The organism is Microbacterium sp., assembly GCF_047971895.1.
Classification (GTDB): domain Bacteria; phylum Actinomycetota; class Actinomycetes; order Actinomycetales; family Microbacteriaceae; genus Microbacterium.
In genome coordinates this window covers 1-4541 of sequence record NZ_JBKEAF010000017.1, presented here as the reverse complement: position 1 = coordinate 4541, position 4541 = coordinate 1, and the positions used below count along the sequence as shown (strand labels likewise).

Genomic DNA, 4541 nt, shown 5'->3' with positions numbered 1-4541 from the left:
GCTGCCGGCGGTGCTCGCCGCGGCGAGGTCCGGGTTCGAATGCGTCATCGTCCCGTACGCGAACGCCGACGAGGCGGCACTGGTCGACGGGGTGCAGGTGATCGGAGCGCGGTCACTGGCCGAGGTGGTGCGCTGGCACGGTGCCGACGTCGCTGACCTGGTGTGCGCACCCGTACGGCGCCACGGCGGCGAGATCGACGATCCGCCCGGTGCGACGCCGGACCTCGCCGCTGTCATCGGGCAGCCCGAGGCGGTCGACGCGCTCATCGCCGCGGCCGCAGGCAGTCATCACCTGCTGATGAGCGGGCCGCCGGGCGCGGGGAAGACGATGCTCGCCAGTCGACTGCCCGCGATCCTCCCCGAGCTCGGCGACGCGGCCGCCATCGAGGTGGCGTCGATCCGCTCGCTGAGCGGCGACCCGGTGCGGGCACTCGTTCGCCAGCCGCCGCTGGAGGCCCCGCACCACAGCGTGAGCGTCGCGGCACTCGTCGGCGGAGGATCGCGTATCGTGCGCCCCGGCGCGATCGCCCGCGCGGCGCACGGCGTGCTCTTCCTCGACGAAGCGGGGGAGTTCCCGGGGCACGCCCTCGACGCGCTGCGGCAACCGCTCGAGACCGGCTCGATCGTGATCCACCGGGCAGGGTTCACCGCGTCATTCCCCGCGCGATTCCAGCTCGTCCTGGCGACCAACCCGTGCCCTTGCGGTAACTACGGCGTCCGCGGCGCGGTGTGCGAGTGCCCGCCGATGGCGATCCGCCGGTACCTGGGCAGACTGTCGGGCCCGCTGCTGGACCGCGTCGACATCGAACTGCAGCTGGCTCGCGTGTCGGTCGCGCATGTGTCGGGGCCGGCGGTGCGCAGCACCTCGACGCAGGAGGCGCGGACGCGGGTGATCGAGGCGCGCGACCGCGCCGCGCACCGCCTGCGCGACACGCCCTGGCGTGTGAACGGCGACGTCGACGGCACCTGGCTGCGTGGCGGTCCGGTCGCATTGCCGCCGGTCGTGCGCAGGCCGCTCGATGCGGCGCTGCACCGTGGAGCGCTCACACTGCGCGGTTACGACCGCACACTCCGACTGGCCTGGACGCTCGCCGACCTCGCCGGCAACCCGGCACCCACCGTCCACGACATCGGCCGTGCCCTGTTCATGAAGAAGGGGATCGCGACATGATCCGTCCGCCGCTCATCACCGACGAGGTCCGCGAACGCCTGGCCGCACTGCGGAGGCACCCGCACGCCGTCGGGCCCGCCGAGGACGGCGCCGCACGCGCCGTGTGGAGCTGTCTGATCGAACCCGGCGACGGCGTCGCGGGCCGCCTGATCGCCTCATTCGGCTCCGTGGACGCGCTGCAGGCCGCCGTCGCCGACGACCGTGGCGCCGCGCATCAGGCAGGCATCGCCGGGGCGGAGTGGAGACAGGCGATCGAGCGATGGGAGCCCCGGATGTCATCCGCCCTCGTGCGTGGCGCGCTCGAGCGCGCGGCGGTCGCAGGCATCCAGCTGCTCCTGCCGGCGGATGCGCGGTGGCCGCGACAGCTCGACGATCTCGGCGATCACGCCCCGGTGTGCCTGTGGGTCCGCGGCGACACGGCCGCGCCGACCCGCACCGCGCGGTCCGTGGGCGTCGTCGGCGCGCGAGCGGCGACCGGCTACGGCGAGCACGTGGCCATGGAACTGGCGGCTGAGCTCGCCGGCCGCGGCATCGCCGTCGTGTCGGGCGCGGCGTACGGCATCGATGCAGCCGCGCACCGCGCGGCCCTGGCGGCGGGCGGCACGACGATCGCGATCCTCGCGGGCGGGGCGGACCGGGCGTACCCCGCGGGCAACACGGAGCTCATCGACCGCATCGCCGGGGCGGGCGCCGTGCTCAGCGAGGTGCCGTGCGGGTCTGCACCGACGAAATGGAGATTCCTGCAGCGCAACAGGTTGATCGCAGCGCTGGCGCAGGCGACGGTGGTCGTCGAGGCGGGGTGGCGCAGCGGCTCGCTCAACACGGCGCATCACGCGGCCATGCTCGGGCGGCCGCTGGGGGCTGTGCCGGGCCAGGTCACCAGCGCTGCCTCGGCGGGCTGCCATCGCGTGCTGCGCGAGCAGGACGCACAGTGCATCACGGGCGTCGAGGACGTTCTCGAGCTGATCGGGGCGGGTACCCGCACGGTATCGGCAGGTGGCGACCGCACGGACGAGCGCACTCGGGTGCGCGATGCGCTGAGCGCTCGCACGCCGCGCACCGCGATCGAGATCGCACAGCGCGCCGGGATGTCGCCGGGTGATGTCGCGGGCCAGCTCGGGCTGCTCGCGCTGGACGGCGAGGCCGTGGGGGTGGACGGGTCGTGGCGGCGCACGGCGGGCCTGGCGGCGCCCGTGCGCTGATCGCGGCATCCTGGAGGCATGGATATCGACACAGCCGTGTCGGCGTGGAGCACGCATCTGGGCCGGGTGCGACGGCTATCGCCGGCCACGGTCCGCGCCTACGCCGCGGATCTGCGGGATGTCGTGCGCGGCCTGCCTGAGGGGACGCTCCTGGGCGAGGTCGATCTGGAGCATCTACGGGAGTGGCAGTGGTCGGCGATGCAGCGCGGGGATGCGCGCTCGACGCTCGCACGCAGAGCGGCCGCCGTGCGAGGGTTCTTCGGCTGGGCGCTCGAGGAATCGCTGATCGACGCGGACCCGACGCTGCGGCTGAGCACGCCCAAACGCGGCCGCACGCTGCCGAAGGTGGCGACCGGCTCCGCCGTGCGCGACATGCTCGACGAGCTGCGCGACCGGGCGGTGACGCAGGGCGCGCCGCTCGACCTGCGTGACCATGCGCTGCTCGAGCTGCTGTACGCGACGGGCGTGCGGGTGGCCGAGCTGTGCGGACTGGACGTGGACGACCTCGACCTGCAGCGCCGCACCGCGCGCGTGATGGGCAAGGGCGCGAAGGAGCGGGTGGTGCCGTTCGGCGCCCCCGCCGTGGCGGCCGTGGACGCGTATCTCGTGCGCGGGCGCGCCGCGCTGGCGGCGACTGCCGACGCCGACCCGTCGCGGCGAGGCGCGGCATCCGCTCTCATCCTCGGCGCCCGCGGGGGACGGATGTCACCGCGCGCCGTCTACGACGTCGTGAGCCGTGAGCTGGGCCCTGCACTCGGCGCGGCGGCGGTGGGTCCGCACACGCTGCGGCACTCCGCTGCGACCCACATGCTCGATGGGGGTGCCGATCTGCGCGCGGTGCAGGAGCTGCTGGGGCATGCGAGCCTGGCCACCACGCAGGTGTACACGCATGTGTCGGCCGAGCGATTGCGCGCGGCCTACCACCTCGCCCACCCCCGGGCGTGACTCAGCAGCAGGGCAGCAGGACGGCGCGCGGGACGCCGTCGAGCAGCAGCAGGGGATTGATGTAGTCGCCCTGGCAACGCACACCGAAGTGGAGGCGACCCCCCGCGGCGTGTCCGCCCGCGGCGATCCGACCGATGTGGTCGCCTCGGGCGACCGCCGTTCCGATCTCGACGGCCGCATCGACCGGCTCGAACGTCGATACGAGTCCGTCGCCGTGGTCGATGGTCAGCACCCCGCGACCGGCCACCTGACCGGCGAAGGCGACGACGCCACCGGCGGGAGCGCGCACCACGGCGTCCGCGAGGGGAAGCAGGTCGATGCCGCGGTGCCCCGGTCCGTATTCGTGCGCGGGTGCCACGAACGGGCGCTCGAGGCGGAATGGGGCCGGCAGCGGCCACTCCCACGTCTGGCCCACCGGAAGCCGCACCTGCGTGCTCGACGGGTCCGCCTGCCGGGCCTGCGGCGTCGCTGCGGCGGCGACCGGCACCGCCATGAGCAGCAGCACCGCCGTGAGCACTCCTGCCCTCGCGAATCCCGCCATCCGTCCATCGTGCGGCACCGTCTCACAGCCCGGTGCGGCATCGGCGCACAATGTGGAGAACCGGATGCGACGGTGTGCCTGTGCAGGAACAGACGGCTGATACACTGGGGGAGCACCCCGGAGACGGGGTGACTACGCGTGCCCAGAGCTCGGCCCCGATCGCTCGTGATGATCGGTCGCCGAGTGGCGATCTCTTCCAACGGTCCTTCTCGTACGAGAAGGCGGGGGAGTGCCGGGCGCCAGGCTCGCCGACACACGGTCGGCGGAAGAAACCGCAACGGGCGCATGCGCGCCCAGAACTGGAGAACGGCCATGGCCGTCGTCACCATTCGCCAGCTGCTCGACAGCGGCGTCCACTTCGGACACCAGACCCGCCGGTGGAACCCGAAGGTCAAGCGCTTCATTCTCACCGAACGCAGCGGCATCCACATCATCGACCTGCAGCAGTCGCTCGCCTACATCGACCGCGCGTACGAGTTCGTCAAGGAGACCGTCGCCCACGGCGGCACCGTACTCTTCGTCGGCACGAAGAAGCAGGCGCAGGAGATCATCGCCGAGCAGGCGACCCGCGTGGGCCAGCCCTACGTGAACCAGCGGTGGCTGGGCGGCCTCCTCACGAACTTCTCGACCGTGTCGAAGCGTCTCGCGCGCATGAAGGAGCTCGAGGAGCTCGACTTCGAAG

5 protein-coding genes are annotated in these 4541 nt (G+C 73.0%); 4 read left to right on the top strand and 1 reads right to left on the bottom strand.

The window, feature by feature from the left end; translation table 11 throughout:
• The 3 genes from ACK5IN_RS01990 to ACK5IN_RS01980 form a co-directional block, all read left to right on the top strand.
• The coding region (locus tag ACK5IN_RS01990; protein WP_416894555.1) for a YifB family Mg chelatase-like AAA ATPase at positions 1 to 1171 on the top strand (1171 nt) is incomplete at its 5' end.
• Positions 1168 to 2373: a DNA-processing protein DprA gene (dprA, locus tag ACK5IN_RS01985; protein WP_416894554.1), complete on the top strand. Its 1206-nt coding sequence runs from the start codon at positions 1168 to 1170 to the stop codon at positions 2371 to 2373. The genes ACK5IN_RS01990 and dprA, both read left to right, overlap by 4 nt.
• 18 nt (positions 2374 to 2391) lie before the next feature.
• On the top strand, positions 2392 to 3318 hold the full coding sequence (locus ACK5IN_RS01980; RefSeq protein WP_416894553.1) for a tyrosine recombinase XerC: 927 nt from the start codon (positions 2392 to 2394) through the stop codon (positions 3316 to 3318).
• A gap of 1 nt (position 3319) precedes the next feature.
• Here the strand turns inward: ACK5IN_RS01980 and ACK5IN_RS01975 are convergent, their stop codons facing one another.
• Entirely contained in the window at positions 3320 to 3859 is a 540-nt protein-coding gene (locus tag ACK5IN_RS01975; RefSeq protein WP_416894552.1) for a murein hydrolase activator EnvC family protein, read from the bottom strand.
• 312 nt (positions 3860 to 4171) lie between these two features.
• Between ACK5IN_RS01975 and rpsB the strand changes: the two genes are divergently transcribed.
• A partial coding sequence (gene rpsB / locus ACK5IN_RS01970; RefSeq protein ID WP_416894551.1) for a 30S ribosomal protein S2 occupies positions 4172 to 4541 on the top strand: 370 nt, incomplete at its 3' end.